The following is an 18829-nucleotide window of genomic DNA, read 5'->3' as shown; positions in this document are numbered from 1 at the left end:
AGAAAGGGTTTTGATCAGCTTATCGCAACCGTTGTCAAACTACAAATCATACTTAGCCTAAGGGGCCCCTAAGTAATCTCCTTGTCATCAGCCTGCAAATTTGCTCTTGTAAACTAAATACAAGACAATGATGGCACAATTCACCTGGCAACATTTTATCCTGTTTATCCTTTCGGCAGGATTGCTTTATTATCTGATCATTTTAATTCTTTTCTTTCGTAAGGATATACAGCTACGATTCATTCGGAAAATGGACGATCAACATATTGACCCTGGTGGCCGTTCTGCAGAGCGCTCTGTAATGGGCGCTGCCATGGAGCAAAAAGGTCAGCTTACTTCAACAGCTGAAGAACTTTATTTTGCTCCAGCGGATGAAGATAGGGAAGTTGATCAGCTGGAGGATGCTGAACAAGATGATGAACTTAGCAATGGTTTAGCGTCTGAATTGACAACCACAAGCCAGAAGCCGCTTCCCGCGACAGATGATTTGTTACTGGGCAATATTGCTGATTTACTTCAGGATCTGAAAACGTTGTTCAGCATGTCCGGTGAGGCCGTCAGGGAGGAATTCATATCCCTGTTCATGCTGCTCAGTTCTAAATATCAAAATGTGGCAAAAAGTCATCTGATTGAAGTGGTGAACCTGTTTATCCTGGATCAATCAAAAGCAAATCTATCCTTTACGCTTACCAGGGAGGATCTGGAACAATGCTGGTCTTCCTAACCACGCGCTTTTTAATTCAAAATATCTTCATGTTTAAACCCATAACGATGAAAAAGCTAAATCAATTTTTTTATGCAGGCCATGCTTCAAAAGTTAAATCCCTTTTAGCTGCTGCCTTTATATTTTTTGTAGAAAGCACTGCTTCCGCGCAGGATGGAGGTGATGGAAATGCTGGTATACAGGAAGCCACGACCAAAGTCAAGAGTTATTTTGATACCGGCACCAGTCTGATGTATGCTGTGGGTGCTGTTGTCGGCCTGATCGGAGCAGTAAAAGTGTACCAAAAATGGAGCGGAGGAGAGCCCGATACCAGTCAGGTAGCGGCCGCCTGGTTTGGCAGCTGTATCTTTTTGGTGGTGGTAGCTACCGTATTGAAAAGCTTCTTTGGCATATAGTCCCGGATCCTTCCCATGCGGAAGGATCCAATTTCGATCATTCTTTATTATTTTATTGTTATGAGTTCCGTTTATCAGATCAACAAAGGCATCAATAAAGCCATGGAATTCCAGGGACTGAAAGGGCAGTATATCGCATATCTGGCCGTAGGATTGGTGACTCTTCTTATCCTTTTTGCCCTGCTGTATATTGCTGGGGTCAATATGTATCTCTGTCTTTTTCTGGTGCTGGGATCCGGCGCCACTTTATTTATGACCGTTTTTCATCTCAGTCATACTTACGGGCAGTATGGTCTGATGAAGAAAAGGGCAAAAGGAAGGATCCCTGCTTTCCTGAAGTTCCGTTCCCGTCAAACATTTTTTAAACTCAGTAACCATGCAGAGCAGTAACGTTTTTTATTCAGCAGGCTCAGGCCGGAAAGGTATCCCCATCGAAAAGATGCTCCCTATTTCCAAATTAGAACATGATGCTATACTCAGTATGCAGGGAGACATTACTTTTGCTTATCAGGCTATATTACCCGAAATCTTTTCACTTTCAGATAAAGAATATGAAGAGTTTCACCAGATACTAATTAAGGCGATCAAGGTATTGCCTAAACATTCGATATTTCACAAACAGGATTTTTTCAGCGAGCGTTCATTTCAGCCAAAAGATCAGGGAAGGAAGTCTTTTCTTAATCAGTCAAGTGACCGCTTTTTTTTAGGGCGGAAATATCTGGATCACAGCTGTACGATCATGCTGACTAAACAACCTGCAGGAAGGCGGCTTTCAAGTTCTTCATTTTCCAATATACTGCGCTCCTCTATTGTACCCAGGCAGGGGATAGATCAAATCCTGTTAGATGATTTTTCAGACAAGGCCGGGCAATTTTGCCGCATTCTGACTGACAGCGGATTTGTTCAGCTGCGAAGACTCGGTAATGATGAGCTTAGCGGATCAAAAGAGAAAGCAGGGATATTGGAAAAATATTGTTTCCTGCAAGGGCAGGATGGTCTGCCTGTACTTCAGGATATTCATCTCAACCAAGAAATTCGGGTGGGGGACAAGAATTGCCTGCTTTACACATTGGCAGATGCAGAAGATCTTCCCGGATTTTGCGGATCAAGGGTCAATTACGATAAATACAGTACAGATAAGACTCGTTTTAGCACCGGATTTGCTTCTTCAATAGGGCTGTTACTGCCTTGCAATCATATCATGAACCAGTATATTTTTATTCAGGATGCGGCAAAAACAATGAAAACGCTGGAAAGTAAAAGATTGCGCCTGCAATCACTGTCGGCCTATTCCCGTGAAAATTCGATTGCAAGAGACGCCACACATGACTTTCTGAATGAAGCGATCTCTGGTCAGCGGCTTCCTGTTAAAGCCCATGTAAACCTGCTCGTGTGGACCGAAGATAAGGCCAGCTTGCCGGAATTGAAAACGCTCGTTAGCTCTGCGCTGGTACAGATGGATGCCAGTCCTAAACTGGAAACAGATGGGGCCGCGCAGATCTTCTGGTCCGGATTGCCCGGTAATGAAGCAGACTTTCCGATGAACGATACCTTCGATACTTTTTTGGAGCAGGCCACCTGTTTTCTTAACCTGGAATCTGGCTACCGTTCTTCCAAAAGTCCTTCAGCCTTTCGGCTGGGCGAGCGGCTTAACGGTAGACCGGTACAGGTAGATATCTCCGATGAACCCGTTAAACTAGGCCTAATCAGCAACCGCAATAAGTTTATCCTGGGACCTTCAGGTAGCGGGAAATCCTTTTTTACCAATCATATGGTGCGCAGTTACTACGAAATGGGTACTCATATTGTGCTGGTAGATGTTGGTCACAGTTACAAAGGACTTTGTGATCTTGTAGGTGGTTATTACTTTACTTATGAAGAAAAGAAGCCAATCTGCTTTAATCCCTTTTTCCTTTCGGAAGGAGATGTGCTGGATACAGAAAAGAAGGAAAGTATTAAAACATTGCTGCTGGCTCTATGGAAAAAAGATGATGAACTGTATAGCCGTTCGGAATACGTAGCCGTTTCGGATGCTGTAACGCTGTTTTTTGAGTTTCTGGCTTTAAATCCAGATGTATTTCCCTGCTTCAACTCCTTTTACGCCTTCGTTCGGGATGGCTATTCGGCCAGGCTGCTCGAGCGGCAAGTGAAGGAGAAAGAATTCGATTTGGCTAATTTCCTTTATGTACTAAACCCCTATTTTCAGGGAGGCGAGTTTGACTACCTGTTGAATTCCAGAGAGAACCTAAACCTGCTGAAAGAGCGTTTCATTGTCTTCGAGCTGGACAATGTGAAAGATCATCCAGTGCTCTTTCCGGTAGTGACCCTGATCATTATGGAAGTGTTTATTTCCAAAATGAGGAAGCTGAAAGGGGTACGCAAGATGATTCTAATCGAAGAAGCTTGGAAAGCGATAGCTAAAGAGGGTATGGCTCAGTATATTAAATATCTCTTTAAAACGGTGCGTAAGTTTTTCGGTGAGGCCATCGTTGTGACCCAGGAAGTAGAAGATATCATCAGCTCCCCGATAGTAAAACAGGCTATTATCAACAATAGTGATTGTAAGATACTGCTGGACCAGAGCAAATACCAAAACAAGTTTGAGCAAATCCAGGAGCTACTGGGGCTGACCGAAAAGGAAAAAGCACAAATTCTTTCCATTAACAAAGCCAACGACCCTAGGCTGAATTACCGGGAAGTATTCATCAGCCTGGGAGGACAGAAAAGTAAGGTATTCCGAACTGAAGTATCCACCGAAGAATATTTTGCCTATACCACCGAAGAAACGGAAAAAATAAAGGTCATGCGGTATGCCCTGGAACAGGGCAGTATGGAAAAGGGCATTGCCAGGCTTGCTGCTGAAATAAGGAAAGAAAAAGCAGGGCTTGCCGGATAACGAACTTATTAATTGAAACGAATATGAGACACTACAGAATTATCATGCCCATCAGTCTGATGCTCCTTCTGGTTTCTTTTCCCTCACAGGAGAGTAATGCCCAGATCGCTGTGCTGGAGGTGATCAAAGCCGGCGTTAAAAAAGTGATCAAGGCGGTTGATCTAAAGATCCAGCGGATGCAAAATGAAACAATCTGGCTGCAAAATGCCCAGAAAGTGCTGGAAAATCAGCTTTCAAAACTGAAACTACAAGAAATTGCCGGATGGTCTGAACGGCAAAAGGAATTGTATGGGAACTATTTCCAGGAACTCTGGAAAGTCAAAGCGGCCATTTCCTACTATCAGCGCATCAAAGAAATGACCTCCTTACAACTGGCACTTGTAAATGAATACAACAGGGCATGGAACCTCATTCGACAGGATGAACATTTTACCCTCAAAGAGTTGAATTATATGGAAGAAGTGTATTCCGGAATTCTGGATGCCAGTTTAAAAAATATGGATCAGATCATGTTGGTACTGAACGCCTTTAATACCAGTATGAATGATGCCCAGCGACTGAAGATTATCAATGCGGCTGCAGACGAAATTCAAACCAACTACACGGATTTGAAGCAGTTCAATAATCAAAATGTCATGTTGAGCTTACAGCGTTCAAAATCAACGGCCGAGATCAATTCAGTAAAAAGGCTTTATGGCATAAACTAGTTAAAACGATGAATAAGAAAATGTTTGTACTACTGCTTCTGTTTTCTGGGATTTCTCTGCATGGCTCAGCCCAAACCTGGGATGAATTTTTTAAACAAAAGAAAACACAAAAAAAATACCTGCTTGCCCAGATTGCCGCCTTAAATGTCTATACCGGCTATTTAAAAAAGGGATATGAAATAGCGGAAAGCGGATTGGGGTTGTTCGGGGCAATTACCGGAGATGAACAGGTATTACACAAAACGTTTTTTGCCTCTTTAAAAACGGTTAATCCGATGGTAGCCAATAGTATTTCTGCTGTAGAACTGCTAGGTTGGCAGGCGGGAATCATGCGGAATATGAATTCAGTAAGGAAGGTTACGAACCTGAAGCCTGCTGAACGGGAATATACCGAAAAGGTCAGGACTGATTTGCTCAGGGCATGTGATCAGGAACTGGAAGACTATCTGCTGCTCATCAGTACATCTAAGCTGGACTTGAGTGACGGCGAACGATTGGACCGTTTGCAGAAGACATACCTGTCTATTGCAGATAAATTTCGTTTCAGTAAAAGTTTTGCCAACGAAGTAGCACTCCTTTCCCAGCAAAGACAACACGGGCAAAGTGAGCTGCAAGGTACAGCTGCGCTTTATGGAATACCACTAAACACGAATGATTATGAGACCCAATAAAAACGTCCTTTTATTCCTTTTAGCATTACCCTGTTTTTGGGCTTCTCCCGTACGCTCACAATCTACCGAAGCCCAGCAGCTTCTGCTGAATTTTGAAAAGTTGACTCAGTTTAAAAATATACTTTCCGAAATGAAGTCCGGATATGCCATTTTAAGTAAGGGCTACAACGCCGTTCGCGACGTTTCTCAGGGAAACTTCAGTATGCATGAGGTGTTTCTGGATGGATTGCTGGCAGTAAATCCACAGGTGAAGAAATACAGGAGGGTAGCTGATATCATCTCGTATCAGGGCCGGATAGTATCCGAATATAAAAAGGCTTTTAAAGTCTTCCGTCTTTCGGGGAATTTTAGCAGCACCGAGTTGGACTATTTGTCCCGGGTGTACGACAAGCTGTTTGATCAGAGCATGAAAGGCCTGGATGAACTAGCTCTTATCCTGACAGCAGGAACGCTTCGGATGTCAGATGATGAGCGGCTGGAAGCCATTGACCGGATATTTAAGGACACCGAAGATAAATTGCAGTTTTTACGCCACTTCAATAACCAGGCAAAGATCATTTCTTTACAACGGGCCAAAGAAAAAGGGGATACCCGGACGCTACAGGACCTGTACCAAACAGAAATCACGAACTATTAATCAACAGGTATGAAAAAGTCATTTAAAATAATTCTTCTGTTTTCCCTATTCGGGCTTCTATTACCCCAGTTCGTAAAAGCAGAGGGCCTATCAGGCGAGATCCGGAGCATGCAGAGCGTGTTGGATCAGGTCTATACAGAGATGATTCCGCTTTGTTCCAGGCTGATCAGCGTCGGGCGCGGGATTGCCGGTTTTGCTGCGCTCTGGTATATCGCCTCGCGTGTATGGCGCAGCATGGCAACAGCTGAGGCCATTGATTTTTATCCCTTATTGCGTCCATTTGCTTTGGGATTGGCCATCCTGCTTTTTCCTTCTGTCCTGGCACTGATGAACGCTGTCCTTCAACCCACCGTGACGGCAACGGCGGCGATGGTCAAGGATTCCGATAAAGCGATCGCGGTATTATTAAAAAAGAAGGAAGAGGCCATTATGAAATCCGATGTCTGGGAAATGTATGCCGGTCAGGATGGAGAAGGTGACCGGGAAAAGTGGTATAAATACAGCCATCCGGATGATCAGGATGGAGAAGGAATGCTGGAGAGTATTGGAAATGATGTCAAGTTCGCCATGGCCAAAGCCTCTTATAGCTTCCGCAACTCCATCAAACAATGGATGTCCGAAGTGCTCCAGCTGGTCTATGCAGCGGCTGCGCTCTGTATTAATACCATCCGCACCTTTTATCTGATTGTGCTGGCAATTATGGGACCGCTTGTCCTTGGCTTCGCGGTCTTTGATGGCTTTCAGCATACGCTGACGGTCTGGATCGCCCGCTACGTCAACGTGTTTCTTTGGCTTCCGGTGGCCAATATATTCGGTAGCATTGCCGGGAAAATACAGGAAAATATGATCAAACTGGATTTATCGCAGATTGGTCAGTCCGGGGATACTTTTTTTAGTGCCACGGACACCGGATACCTGATCTTCCTCATTATTGGAACTGCAGGCTACTTCACCGTACCTAATGTAGCTGGGTACATCGTCCATGCCGGGGGAGGGAATGCCCTGTTGCAGAAAGTTAGCGCAATCATGGCTTATGGTGGAAATAAAACCATCTCTGCAGGACATTCGGTCATGAACGGAGCGGGTCAGATTATGAACAGCTTCAAGGGCCAGAATGGTCACTCAAGTCCTCCAGGAGCAGGCCAGTCAGGAGGAGGTTCAGGAAAATCCGGTTATATGCAGGATAAACTCAGAGGTAATTAAACAAGTCAATTCAACTAAGTCAGGTTTTATGTTTTCACATCTCAAAAATATCGACTCTGCTTTTAAGCACATCAAAGCTTTCAGCATCGTACTGTTGTTAGTCTGTATGACACTAAGTTTGTATGCTGTATTTAAGAGTTACCAAATGGTAGCTTCTGCTCAGCAACGCATCTATATCCTGGCCAACGGTAAAGCCATCGAAGCCTTTTCTGCCGATCGGAAAGACAATATACCGGTAGAGGCCAGGGATCATATCAGTATGTTTCATCAATGGTTTTTCTCATTGGATCCGGATGAAAAAGTGATCCTTTCCAACCTGACTAAAGCCTTGTATCTGGCTGATGGATCAGCAAAAGCCCAATACGATAATCTGAGGGAGAGCGGTTATTATGCAAGCCTTATTTCCGGGAACATCAGTCAGGAAATAACAGTGGACAGTATCCGCCTGGATATGGATCAATACCCGTTTTTTTTCACCTGTTATGCCACGCAGAAACTGATCCGTTCCAGCTCCCTGCTTTACCGTTCCTTAGTGACTCAGGGCTATTTGCGGCATATCTCCCGAAGCGACCATAATCCGCATGGCTTCCTGATTGAGCGCTGGTCAACTTTGGAAAATAAAGATTTACCAGACAGAAAAAGATAAAGGATGAAATTATTTAACCGGACTCAACAAACAAAGTATGCCATAGAACACGAGCGGCTTGCCGGTACTATTGCCAGCTTTATAATCAGGATTCAACAGCGGATAGCCTCATTTCTGAATGAGGGGATACTCCGGATACCTCCGTCGCTGCGTCTTATTCTATTACTGGCGACAGGTCTTGCTTTCGCTGCCTGTTGCCTTTATCTCCTGATCAAGGGATTCAAATAATTTAATCATATAAAAATGGAAACAACACATTCAGAACAATTTCTGCGGCAGCGTAAATTTTACCTCATGCTGCCCCTGCTGATTCTTCCTTTTCTCACGCTGGCTTTCTGGGCGTTAGGCGGGGGTAAGAACCCCGAAATCATGGGAAGCCAACAGTCCGTTAGTGGATTTAACCACGAACTGCCGCCTGCTCAGCTGGGAGACAAACAGCTCGATAAAATGTCCTTGTATGAACAGGCCAAAAAGGATTCGATGAAATCCAAGGTATCGGGAGGAGGAGTGCTCGGTCAGCTTAGCGCATTTTCTGAAACCAATGATGCCCTGGACAGCGAAATGCCCAGGGAGAAGGCGAGCCCGGCGTTAGCCACTCAGCCTGATGCACAGGAAAGCCGGATCCGGCTGAAGCTTCAACAGATCAATCAGGAAATTAGCAAAAGCCCTGAAACCGTTTCTTCTGATCAGGGAGTAAAGAAGGTTGCCGCTGCTGATCCTGACTTTACCCGCAACGTTGACCGGCTTGAATCACTCATGCAGAATATGGGCAAAGAGGATGGGCAGGATCCTGAAATGAAGCAGATCAATGACGTCATGGAAAAGATCCTGGATATTCAGCACCCTGAGCGGGTTCAGCAGCGGATCAGAGATAAGTCAGTCAAAAACGGCACCCAGGCTTTTCCTGTACAGGCTTTTTCTGAACAACCGGAAATTACATTGCTGGAAGCAAAAGAGGTACAGCCGGATAGTGCAGGGATTTATTCGGCCTCCTCTTTGGGCGTTTATTCCGGTTTTTATGGGTTGGAAGATGTAGCGTCAGCAGGTGTTGGTGCCGGATTGGCGGTAGAAGCCATGATTGCCGAAGATCAAAAGCTGACAACAGGGGCCAGCGTAAAAATTCAGTTGCTTACCGATATGTATGTGAAGGGAATACAGGTTCCTTCGGGTGGATTTCTTTACGGAATCTGCAGTCTCACTGGCGACAGGCTTATGATCAGCATTAGCAGCCTGCTTACCGGGACGACTATTCTGCCGGTTTCTCTTTCGGTATACGACCTGGACGGATTGCCCGGAATAGGGGTACCTGGCGTAATGGGTATGGATGCTGCAAAACAAGGAACAGAGCAGGCGATGCAAGGCCTGGAGTTGAGTGCTCTGGACCCTTCGCTCACCGCTCAGGTTGCAAATGCAGGTATTCAAACAGCGAAAGGGCTTTTTCGAAAAAAAATGAAGCAGGTCAAAGTGGATATCCGGGCCGGTTACCACGTATTGCTGGTGAATAATAACCAGCAACGATAACCTTAATGAAATAGGTATAATTTAAATCATTAAACAGTTTACTTATGAACCGATTCATCATCTTTTTTTCTGCCATGATTCTGGTCATGGAGTCTATGCAATCATGGGCACAGCGCATCCTGCCATTAGCCCTTACAACCGGAAGGACAACCACGCTCGTTTTTCCATACCCCATTAAAAGTGCAGACCGTGGATCTGCAGATGTTCTGGCGCAGATTGTACCGGAAGCATCGAATGTGCTGCGTGTTAAAGCGGCCAGGCAAAGCTTTAAACCAACAAACCTAACGGTTATTACCCGTGGTGGAGAACTTTATGAATTTGAGCTCAGCTATCAGGCTGAACCAACTCAAACGGTTTTCCTGCTTTCATCCGGGCAGGCGAAAACTCCCATGGTTACCTTAAAAGGGCCGCCATTAAATGATGCAGATCTAAGCAGTCTATCAAAAAAAGTGATCGGTGCAGATAAAAATATCAGCATAAAGGATAAATCAGGGCTAGTTACAGCGGTGCTTAATGGCATTTTTATATTCGAAAATACGCTTTTTTTTCGTTTAGAACTGAGCAACAGATCGCCTCTTAATTATGAGCCAGCCTCTGTCCGATTTTCCCTCTCGGACATTAGAAGAGGGAAGCGCACCGCAATCCAGCAGCGGGAACTTTCGCCGCTTTATATCTACCCAAATGACGGTAAAGTTGTTCAACCTGGAAGTAGTTGCGCATTTGTATTTGCTTTACCCCAATTTACGCTTGCAGAACAGAAAAAGCTAAATATTAGTTTGTTGGAAAAGGGCGGGGAACGTAACCTGTACATAAGCCTGCGCAATAAAGATATTCTGAAAGCCAGTACCTTTTCCCAATAACCGCATTGATCTGTAAAATATGAGAATACTTTCTGTAGATCTGCTGGATATGTATGTGCATCTGAACCGCCAGATTTCGCGGGGAAACAAATGGGCTGTTTATAACCAACTTCCGGTCTTCACCCTTCCCAGGGAAATTATGTGTTTCCCTTATTATGGACAGGCTCACAGGTATATTCAGCAGAATCAACGATTGTCCGTTTCCCTGCGCATGCTCAAACTGGCACCCCTGTTTCATACCGTTACGGCCGTACTGCTGCAGAAAAATACACCTCCTTTTATCGATACGCATCATTATTTACCCTTACCAAATCATCAAGTCATGAACACAAAAAATTTAGATTACCTGCAGGACAGCCTGAAATATCTGGGCTTTGACACCAAACTGAATGCAGACCTGGAAAAGAATATTAAAAAGCAGCAACCGGCCTTTCAATTGGATATCAGCCTTCCTCATTTTAAGGACCAGGCTGATTATAAACTGCATTTCAGAAAATCGGATCAATCGGATATGTACTTCCTGAACAAAATGGACGCCTCACTAAAAACAGGGAACCCGGACAAGGACAAATCGCAAACTTTTTACCTGGGCGGTGGAAATGGAGTAAGTGCCAAAGAGGCTTACAACATGCTCCATGGCCGTTCCGTAGAGAAGGAACTGGTGAATAAGGACGGTGATAAATATAAAGCCTGGCTGCAGCTGGACTTTGATAATAAGGATGACCGCAATAACCACAAGGTAAAACAGTTCCATCAGGGTTATGGCTTTGATCTGGAAAAGACGCTCAGCCGTTATGCCATTAAGGAACTCAGCGATCCGGAGAAGAAAGAAACCCTAATGAAATCGCTCCAACGAGGCAATCAGCAACAAATTACTGCAACGGTTAACGGTAAAGAATCCCGTCACTTTATTGAAGCAAGCCCCCAATTTAAGACTATCAATGTCTTTAACGAAAAAATGTCAGTTGTAAAAAGAGAAACAATAGGAAAGGAGGTCAGCCAGGAGGCCGAAAAAAAGCAGGGACAGAAGAATGATATCTCAGGTGATGATCCGGAGAAGAAGCAAGGCAAAAAGAGCAAAGTATCTTTGTAAGCTGCTGTAGAGTAGAGTGTAATAATAAAGAGCTGGTGAAATATCCGGCTCTTTTTGTATCCGGTATTTTGAGTAGCCGTTTGACACCCCCATGGGATCAGGAATGAATTAATTATTAATTATCTGCACCAAGTTCGGCACCGTCAGGACACGGTTCGCTTTGCCAAGGTAGTGTGCAATAAAATGGGTATCCGCAAGGGCGGAGCCTCCACATTTTAGTGCACCTCCACCTTGCCTTAGTCCCTCCTGAAGCCGGCCAGAGCGCCATAATTAATTTTTTAATCATTTAAAATCAAACGTTATGGAAAAGCTCAAAAATCAGCTCTCATTGTTCCAGGTATCAGAAATTGCTATCAGTTATACACCTAAATTCAAGGCATCTGAAAGACCAGCGATAGGCAGTTCAAAAGACGCCTACACTATATTTGTACAGAACTGGGATGCCGGAAAAATGGAATATATTGAAGAATTTAAAGTGCTATTTTTAAATCGCGCCAACAAAGTACTGGGTATTTTCAATGTATCCACTGGAGGTGTAGCCGGAACAGTAGCAGATCCTAAAGTAATCTTCGGAGCCGCGCTGAAAGCCAATGCAAGTTCGGTTATACTGGCGCATAATCATCCTTCAGGTAGTTTTAGACCAAGCCAGGCGGATCTGAATCTAACAAGAAAGCTGATACAGGCTGCAGGATTCTTAGATATGTCCGTACTTGATCATTTGATTATTACCAGTGAAGGATTTATATCATTTGCTGATGAAGGGCTGCTGTAAGGCCCTTTTTTTATGTTTTTCACTTTTTTGGGTTAGTATACTAATCACAATACTGACTTCCATATTTTAAAGATAAAATTTAGTAAAATTTCACTATAGAAAAACAGAGATGGTTTGGTAAGGGGAATGAGGAAAAATGCTGCATGAATAGAACCTGATCTTTATGGGGAATGACGACAGGTATGTAACTGAAGATGTTAAACCTAAAACTAATAAGTATGCACCCAGATTTATATCAGTTGTTTGGAGAAATCAAAAGCGCTGCATGAAGATTTTACAAGATCTTATATCCATATGAGGAAATATACAAATTATAACGGTAGAGATTAAAAAAGTTTAAATAGACTAAGATTTCGATAATTAGCCTATAAAAACGGCTAATTATTTTAGTGAATTTTGTCTTACAAACCATTAATACTAAGAAAAGTGTCTAATAAGTCCATGCCAGCTAAAAATAAATTTTGTGATTATCATCGCTTATAAGGCATTCAACTGGGATTGTGAATAACTTTCCTACTGTGTGTATAAATGTAACACACATTCCACATGTTTATATGTAAATTTGTTTTTTAATTATATAAAAACGCAAAAAAATAAGATGAAGTCCGAATTGTGTTCTAGCACAATACAGATTTTATCTTTAGAGACTTGCAATCTCAACTCAGGTTACAATACCTGAAAGTACTGTTATTCCTTAAATTAACGTGTGTATTTGGAACTGCAAAGTAATCGTTAATTTTTTAATTAAACAAGGGAAATATGATTTAATTTAACGCCTTTATTGGGGTGTTTATTAAGCTTTGTTGAGTGAAAGCCACAGTCAAATAAATTGTCGGGATGTATACCGTTAGCATCAGAATTTTAGGTATTTATCTACTCTTATGGAGTAAAACAATTTATTTAATGATAGAAAAAAAAACATTTAAAGAACAGTTTGGTATACCGATGGAACAATCGGTTGAGTTTATTGATATCCCACTTATTAGTGATTTAAAAGCATTTATTGATCCTTTTTTAATTGCCAACAATCGAAATGATAAGCGTGTGGATGAAATTTATAATCAGTTAAAAGCCTTTTTTGTAAAGTTAAATCATGATTTTATTGTCCCTGATCAAAGGCATGAGGGACTTGAATTTCTTGATCATCTGCATGAGCCAAACCAATATCATTTAGGGTATTCAGGTAAAAATACAGGGGCAGGTATTTCGGCTACCAGAGCAGAGACAATTTTTGATGCTTTGAGAAATAACAGGTTTGCAAGGGCTGATGAACTAACTATAACCAATGAAGCGCACAATGTGCTTTTACTTGTGACCGGTATAGGCCAGGATATAATGTCTGATACAATTGCAAACGTTTGTAAGAACGTTTTTGCGGAGTTCACAAAGGAACAATGTCTTATACATGGCATTCCTACATCAGCATTCAATAACCAATATTTCGACTTTAAAAGTGGTTCATGGGAAAAGGCAACATTTGAATTACCAAGTTATAAAGGTAAATCAATAATACTTTTGCCTGCTAAACTGATCTCTTCTCCTAGAAGCTATGCAAATCATTATAACTACTTTATTGCAAGTAATTATATTTCTAAAGATATTCTAAGTGGAAAGATTTTGAATCCCCTCAACAAGACTTTAGTTAGATTACTCAATGACGGGACACAAGTAGCAATTGTGAAGAATATTTATAAAGAGTATCACAAACCGAAAGCTGACTTGACCGACTTTGTGAAGACTTATAGCAACTCACTAAATGAGTTCTTCGATCATGCAAAAGACCACTATCGAGGTATTGAGTTTATACACTTAAATTAAATTAAACTGATTCAAGAGCCTGTATCATAGATAATGAACACAGGCTCTTTTCTTTAAATATAAATATGTAAGGTAGAAAAGTATAATTGTCTTGGTACGACTTGCTTGAAACCTTAAGATCAGCTCTTGCATTCTTAGGCTGGGACTTTGCTATAGCTTAAGACTTTTCGATTAGCATTATGATTGCCGTTTTTAGCCGCAACAGTATTGGAATTCTCTTGTATGCCTTTCATACATTAGCTGGTATTATACATCAGCAACTGCAATTAGAGATTAGATAATGCTGGTTATTTCAATATCTATTCATCCAGAACGCTTGCACTCGTCATCCCGAAATACCAGCATCAAAAAGACATAGACCAAAGTCAACCGATACCTTTTTTTAAAATGGAATCTTTAACTAGAATCTATTTCCCCATTATTTAAATGTTTTATGCAGACAAGTTTGTACAACGAGTATAAAGAATCTGCATCTGCTTGATAAGGTGCAATGAATCATATGTGGAATAAATAGAAATTCGGCAATAGAACTTATTTAGTCAACAGTACATTTCAGGCAAAGAATTGCAGTAAACTAAGCGGTACCTGTCATCATAAATTATGGTATAAATCCAAATCTCTCTTTCTTTATTTTTATGTCCAATGATGGGTTAAGTATAGGTAAGTAAATAGTAAATAGTTTGAGTCTTAGTAACTTAATTAATATGACTTTAAAAACTCAAAGCCGTTATTACTCGCAATGGTAACCATCGGTTGAAACTGCTCCCGGAATTTTTGATAATTGAGATGCTCCTTTTCTAATGAAGGGAATATGGTCAGGTAGTCTTGGAGGAACTTATTTTTTGGTGCTTTCAGCTGAATAATTTCTACGGCGTTTTGCTGCAATAGATAAAATGGCTCAAAGTATTTGTCAAGAACAGGAAGCTTATCACTTTTAGAACTATTAAAAGAAGGGTCAGCAGGTATCAGATTCCAAATCAGGTCATGAGAAACAAAGGCATATGGAATGAAATGCTCGACAGCATACTGACCAACAACTAATCTTTTGTTTGTATAAATGCAATCGACACCATCCATTTCACTTATGACAATATTCCAAAATTTACGCTGTTCGTTCAAATTCTTACGAATAGGAGATTTTATCAGTTTATTGGGGATATCAGGGACGCTTGGATTTTTTGTTTGCAGATAGATAGCCAGGTTCCAATAACAAAAGTCTTTCAGCATTCTTGCATTTGTTTTCAGATAGTCTACCCAAACTGGGTTGATCTCGATATGGTTTTTGAACAAAGCATACAGGCAATTATTGGTGTAAGCTTGCGAGTACTGGAGGGATAGATTTGCATTGTCTGCCTTGAACCATGGACTTAGAAACCGGTGGGGAACCTCAGAATTAAAATAACGTAGTTCTTTGATAGTGCTTCTGTTTTTTGTATTGGAGAGCCTTTTAATGATACTTCCTGAGTCAGCATCTATGGTTAGATCCTCTTCATTTTTTATTTTTTCGATTGCCTGCTGCAGCTTATCCTGTTTACCAAAGCTAACATGAAAATAATTGACCGTATACCAGGAATGTGAGATCATTTCGGCAAAAAGATGATTCTTATCAATGGAAGTCTCTCCTAATTCCACGCGTTCCAAAATGGACAAAAACCAATAAAATTTATAAGTAGCCGATGTGTTATTGAAACAAGCCGCTAATAAATTAACGGGTAAATTTTCCTGATAGGGTAAGTTCACAAGTACTGAATTAATCTAAAGTTTATTTAATAATTTTTATTTGTGCTGATTCTGTCACAATAATTTCTGGTTTACCCCTGTAATCAATCACCTTTCCTATGATTTGGATTGTCTTCCCCTTTAATGTAACTTCAGGCTGTCCGAATTGAACTCTGTCTTCGCTTTGAATCATAACTGTTAAATCCTGATTAGGGTTATCTCCTCCTATATTTAGCAAGGTCATCTGATTGCTTTGAATAAACCGGCCACTATATACCTTACCAACTGTCAATATGGTCTGCCCATAATGAAGGGCAAGGTCCTTAGAAGGCACAGTTATTGTTTCGGTGTTTATCGGAATACCTTTCTTAAAAGCTGGTGTGAAGGATTTAAATAGCGTATTTAAGGTGCCCGCTAAGCGTATTCCACCCATCTCAATACGTTTTTGAACAAGCTTTATGTTTTCCTGATAATAGCGATCATCTGGCTTGTTGTTTTTTTCAGCATCTTTATATAGGCTGGCTGTTATAAGATAACTTTCAAACATCCATTTCATTGGCGAATCACTCTGCCATTGGCTAATTTCACTGGGAGAAGTCTTATCATAGGTAATTGCCATCTGGGTAAAGTTCATTCCTTGTTTATTGATCAGACCGCTGTCCCATAATTTATGCAGATTGGTACCCTTACCGTCAAATTGCAATTGTATGGAGTTTCCACCCTTGTCTTCTGACCGGCTAATATGCATGGGCTGGTGCATATCACCAACAAAATGGATGATAAATTTCAATGCATCCGTCTTTTGCTCAGGAGTGGAGGTATTGCTTGTAAGTTCTGCTTCGAACTTTATCAAGGCCCCATAGATGTTATTAGCTCCCTGTTCTTTAACTGTTTTACTAAACTGTTCGTAGCTTAAACCAAGTGGAACATTTAAATAATGCCATGCAGCTGTATTTTTGTAATCAGTATCGTTACGTAACTGGTCGGCCCAAGGAGCCACCTCCGTCATGTTTTCGTCTCCCAGTAAAACTTTAATAGCGTCTTTTGCTTTGGGAGTCAAATGGTTTTCCGCAATTTTTGCAATAGTTTTGTGTCCAGCAGCGCCCCATGAGATTAAAGTGATCGCTATAATAAACATAAAAGCAACGGCAAAATATTTTTTCATAATGGTGATTTTAAATTAAACAATGATCTCTTTATCCGTAAAAGCAGTGACACACCATCCTTTTTACTAAAATATAAAGAGATTCTTCATGGATCTTATAAGCGATAAATCTGGACAAAATAATTGGTATCCTTTCTATCTTTCTTACATCCATGCTTTGATAAATAAGAATTGACGCTGGATTTTCTCCATGATCGGAGGATACCGGATTTTGAACACTGACAGGCTTAGGCTTGTTTATCCATATTGATATAATTTGTAACTTTGTAACTTGATAAATGCGATCATTTACCTGAACTAAAACGTTACGCTTCCATTATGACTATAATACACCCGCTTGAAAGTCTTCTTTACGATCTTTTTCCTGACACCTTTGGTGATGACCAAAAGTTGAAAGATGCGGCTCAACGCTATTATTCAGTAGGACCGTACAACCCCAAAGTGACAATTTTAAACGGCAATCTTGTAGTTGAAATTGATGATGATACCATAATTCAGCAAAAAGGCCGGTATGATAAACTAACTGCCCTTTGTGAACGTGGACATTTTACCCAGGCTAAGCGAGACGTGACTGAACTGATTAAGGACTCTCCTCAAATATCTGAATATCATCGGATTTTGGGTCAGATCTTATCTGAAGAAGGTGACCAGGAAGGTGCAATAGATGCCTTGATCGATGCGCTTCGATGGAATCCGAAAAATGAATGGGGCCTGTTAATGATGGGTAATATTTTTGCCAAGTACAAAAAAGATCTTGAAACAGCACTTAAATATTATGAAGAAGTGCTGAGAATTAAACCTGACGATCATATTACGCTAAATAATATCGGTGCAAACCTTTTGCAAAACGGACAGGCCAAAGAAGCGGCTAATTATTTCGAACGAGCCATCAAAATAAACGGCGATTATCCAAATACTCAGTACGCCTTAGCATTAACTGCAGATATGCAGGGAAACTACAAAATCGCTTTCGAACGCTCTCTGATTGCTATAGAAAAGAATAATAAGAGAGATGGGCTTTATAGTAATAGCCTGCACCTTGCTATTGATGCCGGAACTCAACTGACAAAAGATATTGATGCGAAAGAAATCGTAGATAAGTATGCAAAGGAACTATATGGAAAATATGGAAAACCCATTGAAATCATTGAGGACAATGACATTCCGACGGCAGCCAAATTAGAAATTGCAGAAAACCATAAGCGCAATTATCATCTGGTAAAATTCAAATCTACCTATCCTGCAGTCGAACACCTGATGATGCATGAACTGATCCACTTGGAATTAGCTGAAGATGCAAGGGCTGAAGATGTCAATATGCTATACATTACAAAGCAGCATCATAAAAATAGTTTTTTCTTTGCCCTGGAAAAAGAAGCTATTCGTTTGAAAAAACAAGGAATTTCAGAAACAAATATTGCTTCGTTTTTAACCGCATTATTTGAAGGTATTAACCGGCAGAATTTTAACGCGCCGATTGATCTTTTTATCGAAGATATCATTTATAACCGGTATCCAAATTTGCGGCCTTTCCAATTTCTTTCCTTGCTGGCATTGATTCAGGAAGGTATTGAAGCGACAACTAAGTCCGAGATTGTCAAAAATATGCATCCAGGCATTTTGTCCAAGTCTAAGATTTTCAATCTTATTAATGCGCTTCACTTTAAAAACCTGTATAAGGTGGACTTAATAGCTGACCATAAGCCCACAAAGTTGGAGGAAGACCAGGCTAAAAAGATGTATGAAGAATATTTGGAATACCGTAAAGATAAAGCTCCAGGAGAAGAATATGAAATTGTCCAACACTGGGGAAATGACCTTCATCTGGATAAATATTTTGAATTGATTCCAGAAGCAGAACATCGATCCAGGACGATAGAAAACGTGCTGGAAGATATTGAAAATGATCCATTCCAAATAAATGAGACGGATCCTGCAGAAGAACGGAAGATGAAACAATTTATCCAGTCTCATTCAACCGGTGAAGTAAATATGGCAGTAT

The 18829-nt window shown here is 41.2% G+C and carries 18 protein-coding genes; 16 read left to right on the top strand and 2 right to left on the bottom strand.

What is annotated here, in order from left to right:
* Positions 1–127: 127 nt before the first annotated feature.
* The 15 genes from ADIARSV_RS02385 to ADIARSV_RS02315 all read left to right on the top strand — a co-directional run bounded on the left by ADIARSV_RS02385 (position 128) and on the right by ADIARSV_RS02315 (position 13943).
* A complete protein-coding gene (locus ADIARSV_RS02385; protein ID WP_016193754.1) occupies positions 128–724 on the top strand; it encodes a hypothetical protein in 597 nt (198 codons plus the stop codon).
* A 47-nt stretch (positions 725–771) separates the two neighbouring features.
* Positions 772–1119 carry a DUF4134 domain-containing protein gene (locus tag ADIARSV_RS02380; RefSeq protein ID WP_016193753.1) on the top strand — a complete coding sequence of 116 codons (348 nt, stop codon included), beginning with the start codon at positions 772–774 and terminating at the stop codon, positions 1117–1119.
* 60 nt (positions 1120–1179) lie between these two features.
* Positions 1180–1509: a DUF4133 domain-containing protein gene (locus tag ADIARSV_RS02375; protein WP_016193752.1), complete on the top strand. Its 330-nt coding sequence runs from the start codon at positions 1180–1182 to the stop codon at positions 1507–1509.
* Positions 1496–4015, top strand: a complete 2520-nt coding sequence (locus ADIARSV_RS02370; RefSeq protein ID WP_016193751.1) for a TraG family conjugative transposon ATPase — start codon at positions 1496–1498, stop codon at positions 4013–4015. Before ADIARSV_RS02375 ends, ADIARSV_RS02370 begins: the two co-directional genes overlap by 14 nt.
* Positions 4016–4038: 23 nt before the next feature.
* Positions 4039–4722 carry a hypothetical protein gene (locus tag ADIARSV_RS02365; RefSeq protein ID WP_040298830.1) on the top strand — a complete coding sequence of 228 codons (684 nt, stop codon included), beginning with the start codon at positions 4039–4041 and terminating at the stop codon, positions 4720–4722.
* Positions 4723–4730: 8 nt separating this feature from the next.
* Positions 4731–5393 (top strand): hypothetical protein, encoded by a 663-nt coding sequence (locus ADIARSV_RS20340; RefSeq protein WP_016193749.1) that lies wholly within the window; start codon positions 4731–4733, stop codon positions 5391–5393.
* Positions 5380–6030, top strand: a complete 651-nt coding sequence (locus ADIARSV_RS02355) for a hypothetical protein (protein ID WP_040298853.1) — start codon at positions 5380–5382, stop codon at positions 6028–6030. The genes ADIARSV_RS20340 and ADIARSV_RS02355 overlap by 14 nt, the downstream gene beginning before the upstream one ends.
* Before the next feature lie 9 nt (positions 6031–6039).
* Positions 6040–7233: a conjugative transposon protein TraJ gene (gene traJ, locus ADIARSV_RS02350; protein ID WP_040298827.1), complete on the top strand. Its 1194-nt coding sequence runs from the start codon at positions 6040–6042 to the stop codon at positions 7231–7233.
* 28 nt (positions 7234–7261) lie between these two features.
* Entirely contained in the window at positions 7262–7879 is a 618-nt protein-coding gene (gene traK / locus ADIARSV_RS02345; protein ID WP_040298826.1) for a conjugative transposon protein TraK, read from the top strand.
* A gap of 3 nt (positions 7880–7882) precedes the next feature.
* Entirely contained in the window at positions 7883–8107 is a 225-nt protein-coding gene (locus ADIARSV_RS02340; RefSeq protein ID WP_016193744.1) for a hypothetical protein, read from the top strand.
* A gap of 15 nt (positions 8108–8122) precedes the next feature.
* Positions 8123–9400 carry a conjugative transposon protein TraM gene (gene traM / locus ADIARSV_RS02335; RefSeq protein ID WP_016193743.1) on the top strand — a complete coding sequence of 426 codons (1278 nt, stop codon included), beginning with the start codon at positions 8123–8125 and terminating at the stop codon, positions 9398–9400.
* 44 nt (positions 9401–9444) lie between these two features.
* The gene (gene traN, locus ADIARSV_RS02330) at positions 9445–10260 is read left to right on the top strand and encodes a conjugative transposon protein TraN (protein ID WP_040298824.1); all 816 of its coding nucleotides are present in this window, start codon (positions 9445–9447) and stop codon (positions 10258–10260) included.
* Positions 10261–10279: 19 nt separating this feature from the next.
* Complete coding sequence (locus ADIARSV_RS02325) at positions 10280–11353, top strand: hypothetical protein (protein ID WP_016193741.1); 1074 nt, start codon at positions 10280–10282, stop codon at positions 11351–11353.
* Positions 11354–11654: 301 nt separating this feature from the next.
* Complete coding sequence (locus tag ADIARSV_RS02320; protein WP_016193740.1) at positions 11655–12125, top strand: JAB domain-containing protein; 471 nt, start codon at positions 11655–11657, stop codon at positions 12123–12125.
* A gap of 903 nt (positions 12126–13028) precedes the next feature.
* On the top strand, positions 13029–13943 hold the full coding sequence (locus tag ADIARSV_RS02315) for a hypothetical protein (RefSeq protein WP_200864699.1): 915 nt from the start codon (positions 13029–13031) through the stop codon (positions 13941–13943).
* 699 nt (positions 13944–14642) lie between these two features.
* Here ADIARSV_RS02315 and ADIARSV_RS02310 read toward each other — a convergent pair.
* Positions 14643–15683, bottom strand: coding sequence for an HNH endonuclease domain-containing protein (locus ADIARSV_RS02310; protein WP_016193738.1), 1041 nt, complete (start codon positions 15681–15683; stop codon positions 14643–14645).
* Positions 15684–15705: 22 nt separating this feature from the next.
* The gene (locus ADIARSV_RS02305) at positions 15706–16827 is read right to left on the bottom strand and encodes a S1/P1 nuclease (RefSeq protein WP_016193737.1); all 1122 of its coding nucleotides are present in this window, start codon (positions 16825–16827) and stop codon (positions 15706–15708) included.
* Positions 16828–17145: 318 nt separating this feature from the next.
* On the opposite strand from ADIARSV_RS02305, the gene ADIARSV_RS02300 reads away from it, so the two are divergent.
* Positions 17146–18829, top strand: a 1684-nt coding sequence (locus ADIARSV_RS02300; protein ID WP_052016927.1) for a tetratricopeptide repeat protein, incomplete at its 3' end; no start/stop codon positions are given.

The organism is Arcticibacter svalbardensis MN12-7 (assembly GCF_000403135.1).
Lineage (GTDB): Bacteria > Bacteroidota > Bacteroidia > Sphingobacteriales > Sphingobacteriaceae > Arcticibacter > Arcticibacter svalbardensis.
This window is presented reverse-complemented; position numbering and strand designations above follow the sequence as displayed.

Excerpts from the sequence above, each read along its gene's own strand:
- ADIARSV_RS02385 (WP_016193754.1), top strand. The coding sequence starts at position 128 with ATGATGGCACAATTCACCTGGCAACATTTTATCCTGTTTATCCTTTCG.
- ADIARSV_RS02380 (WP_016193753.1), top strand. The coding sequence starts at position 772 with ATGAAAAAGCTAAATCAATTTTTTTATGCAGGCCATGCTTCAAAAGTT.
- ADIARSV_RS02375 (WP_016193752.1), top strand. The coding sequence starts at position 1,180 with ATGAGTTCCGTTTATCAGATCAACAAAGGCATCAATAAAGCCATGGAA.
- ADIARSV_RS02370 (WP_016193751.1), top strand. The coding sequence starts at position 1,496 with ATGCAGAGCAGTAACGTTTTTTATTCAGCAGGCTCAGGCCGGAAAGGT.
- ADIARSV_RS02365 (WP_040298830.1), top strand. The coding sequence starts at position 4,039 with ATGAGACACTACAGAATTATCATGCCCATCAGTCTGATGCTCCTTCTG.
- ADIARSV_RS20340 (WP_016193749.1), top strand. The coding sequence starts at position 4,731 with ATGAATAAGAAAATGTTTGTACTACTGCTTCTGTTTTCTGGGATTTCT.
- ADIARSV_RS02355 (WP_040298853.1), top strand. The coding sequence starts at position 5,380 with ATGAGACCCAATAAAAACGTCCTTTTATTCCTTTTAGCATTACCCTGT.
- traJ (WP_040298827.1), top strand. The coding sequence starts at position 6,040 with ATGAAAAAGTCATTTAAAATAATTCTTCTGTTTTCCCTATTCGGGCTT.
- traK (WP_040298826.1), top strand. The coding sequence starts at position 7,262 with ATGTTTTCACATCTCAAAAATATCGACTCTGCTTTTAAGCACATCAAA.
- ADIARSV_RS02340 (WP_016193744.1), top strand. The coding sequence starts at position 7,883 with ATGAAATTATTTAACCGGACTCAACAAACAAAGTATGCCATAGAACAC.
- traM (WP_016193743.1), top strand. The coding sequence starts at position 8,123 with ATGGAAACAACACATTCAGAACAATTTCTGCGGCAGCGTAAATTTTAC.
- traN (WP_040298824.1), top strand. The coding sequence starts at position 9,445 with ATGAACCGATTCATCATCTTTTTTTCTGCCATGATTCTGGTCATGGAG.
- ADIARSV_RS02325 (WP_016193741.1), top strand. The coding sequence starts at position 10,280 with ATGAGAATACTTTCTGTAGATCTGCTGGATATGTATGTGCATCTGAAC.
- ADIARSV_RS02320 (WP_016193740.1), top strand. The coding sequence starts at position 11,655 with ATGGAAAAGCTCAAAAATCAGCTCTCATTGTTCCAGGTATCAGAAATT.
- ADIARSV_RS02315 (WP_200864699.1), top strand. The coding sequence starts at position 13,029 with ATGATAGAAAAAAAAACATTTAAAGAACAGTTTGGTATACCGATGGAA.
- ADIARSV_RS02305 (WP_016193737.1), bottom strand. The coding sequence starts at position 16,827 with ATGAAAAAATATTTTGCCGTTGCTTTTATGTTTATTATAGCGATCACT.